General features: G+C 65.6%; 3 protein-coding genes. All 3 read right to left on the bottom strand.

Annotation, left to right across the window (positions count from 1 at the left end; translation table 11 throughout):
* Positions 1 to 221 precede the first annotated feature (221 nt).
* Positions 222 to 572: a transposase gene (locus ACO1BU_RS36825; protein ID WP_424140818.1), complete on the bottom strand. Its 351-nt coding sequence runs from the start codon at positions 570 to 572 to the stop codon at positions 222 to 224.
* Positions 573 to 647: 75 nt separating this feature from the next.
* Positions 648 to 1,789, bottom strand: a protein-coding gene (locus tag ACO1BU_RS36820) for an IS3 family transposase (protein WP_424140817.1) whose coding sequence is annotated in 2 segments (ribosomal slippage) — positions 648 to 1,513 and positions 1,513 to 1,789 — 1,143 coding nt in all. Because the reading frame shifts where the segments join, the coding sequence is not laid out codon by codon here.
* Between the two features lie 14 nt (positions 1,790 to 1,803).
* Entirely contained in the window at positions 1,804 to 2,466 is a 663-nt protein-coding gene (locus tag ACO1BU_RS36815) for an IS110 family transposase (protein ID WP_424140816.1), read from the bottom strand.
* Between the last annotated feature and the right edge of the window lie 114 nt (positions 2,467 to 2,580).

The raw sequence follows: 2,580 nt of genomic DNA, 5'->3' as shown, positions 1-2,580 counted from the left end.
GACAGGTCCTGCCGCGTGATCGCCAGCGCCATTCCAGCCTCCCGAACCAATCACCGGAAGGAGCGAATCACACCTACTGCGCTGGCGGGATCACATGCGAGTCAGCGATCAAGGCGGTTGGTATAACGGGCTGAAGGGTGGCTGGGAGCCTGCGATGGAGGGTTCTGATGGGACTTCCCACCCGTTGGCAAGTGACCGAGGCTTGGTTCAACTGCCGCCGCTTACACAATAGCGGCGGCTATTTGCTGTGGGTCGGAGCGGAAGAGAGATCCGGTTCTGAGCATGGCACAGGCGACCGATAGGAGCCGGTCGGCGACGCTCCGCAAGGCGCGAGGGTGGGAATGCCCACGCTCGCGCAGAGCGGCATAGCGGGCGCGGCTGGCTGGATCGCGTTGGATGGCGACCCTGGACCAGTGATACAGGGCAAGGCGGAGGCGGACATGGGCCGCGCGGCGCATTGATACGACGAGGCGCTTGCCACTGCGCCGGGTCACGGGCGCCACGCCGCAAAGGTTGCGCAGGGCGTCGTTATCGCGGCGCGCCAGGGGCTCAGCCGCCTCGCTGAGCAGCACGGCGAGGACGATCCTGAGGTGGTCCCCATCCGTCGGACAGTTTGACGGCCTGGATAAGCTCGGTTCTGGTTTCCGTCAGGCCGCCAATCTCTCCACCGCATTTGCCCCATAGGCCTCGTCGGGGGTCCGCCCCGCCAGCGCGCTATGTGGGCGTCCGGCATTGTAGTAGCAAATCCACTTCGAAAGCCCGGCCCGCAGCTCGGAGCCGGTTTCGAAGGCGTGCAGGTAGACGCACTCGTATTTCAGGCTGCGCCACAGCCGCTCGATGAAGACATTATCCATCCACCGGCCGCGGCCGTCCATCGAGATGCGCACCCCGGCCCGTTGCAGCACTTCGGTGAAGCGCGGCGAGGTGAACTGGCTGCCTTGGTCACTGTTGAAGATCTCCGGCCGCCCGAAGCGCGTCAGGGCTTCTTCCAAAGCCTCGATGCAGAATTCCACATCCATGGTGTTGGACACCCGCCAGGCCAGCACCTTGCGCGTCGCCCAATCCATGATGGCGACGAGGTAGAGGAAGCCACGGCGCATGGGCAGATAGGTGATGTCGGTGCACCAGACCTGGTTAGGGCGGTCAATTGTCAGATCGCGCAGCAGGTAGGGAAAGACCCGGTGCTCAGGGTTCGGCACCGTAGTCCGCGGCCGTTGGTAGATCGGTGCCAAACCTATCTTGGTCATCAGCCGCCGGATCCGCTTGCGGCCGACTGTGTAGCCCTCACGCCGCAGATGTCGCGCCATCTGCCGAGACCCGTACCAGGGCGTCTCCAGGAACTGTGCGTCGATCAGCCGCATCAGTTCCAGGTTCAGTGCCGTCTCGCCCGCAGGCGCGTGATAGAACCCCGATCGGCTGATCGAGACCAGTTGGCACTGCCGCACCACCGACAACTGCGGGTGCTCCGGCTCGATCATCTGCCGCCTCCGCTCCAGGCTCATCGACCGGAGGCTTTCGCCAAAAAATCCCGTTCCACCAGCAGCTGCCCGATCTTGGCGTGCAGCTTCTCGACCTCCGCCTCCGTCGACTTTGCCGTCTCCTGCGCCGCCGTCTGGCCGGAAAACACCCCTGCCATCCCCTCCACGGCTTGGCGCTTCCACTCGCCAACCATCGTGTGATGGATGCCGTGCTTGGCCGCCAGCTGCACCGTCGTCAGCTCCCCACGCAGCGCCTCCAGTGCCACCTTCGCCTTGAACTCCGCTGAATACCGCGTCCGCTTCCCCGTCATCGGGTCCGTCCTTCTCAGGGCGAACCGAGCTTATCCAACTGTCCGAAACCCGGGGACCACCTCATCCTGCCCACCCCCGGCAGGGAGCGCAGGATTGCCGCATCGGTGGGAGCGTCCTGCGATGCCTCGCTGCCCGCCGCTTGGTCACAAAGGGCGTCCAGCCTGCCCTGTGCCTCGCGCAGCTGGGTGTTCACGAGGCGAACGCGCGCCGCGAGGAGGCGAATGCGGGCGACCGCTGCCTCGGTCGGGCCTGGGGCGACGATCACCGCCGTCCTGCGGAGGATATCGAGCGCCTCAGTGGGGCCGATGCGCCGGATGCGATGTCTGGTCAGCACCCGGCTAACTCGTACTGGGCGCAGAAGCTTCGCATCGGCCGGTGTGGGCGCGAGGTCCCAGAGATCGAGGAGCCAATCAGCTGCGATGTCGTCGCCAAGCTCCAGGACCTGCGGGTAGTATCGCCAGAGCTGCTGCCGGATGCGGTTAGACAACCGTGTGCGTTCCTGCTGCAGCTCCTCGGCGGCCCGGGACCACTCGCGGAGTTCGACGAGGAGGGGCGCGGAAACTTCGAGTGGCCGGAAGCAGTGCGGGTCCGTCCTGAGGGCATCGGCCAGGACCCTGGCGTCACGCCTGTCGTCCTTAGCGCCGGCGACGGTGTGGCGGTCACGTGCGAATTCCACGCGATGGTGGGCAGTGATTCCACGGCATCGTGGGCAGCGATTCCACGGGATGATGGGCACTGATTCCACGGGATCGTGGGCACCCTGTTGAGGGTTGCCCGGGGTGGATTGCCG

The sequence above is a fragment of the Roseomonas chloroacetimidivorans genome (genome assembly GCF_049629625.1).
GTDB classification, from domain to species: Bacteria; Pseudomonadota; Alphaproteobacteria; order Acetobacterales; family Acetobacteraceae; genus Roseomonas; species Roseomonas chloroacetimidivorans.
Note: the sequence above shows the minus strand (reverse complement) of the source record. Positions and strands in the feature narration are given on the sequence as shown.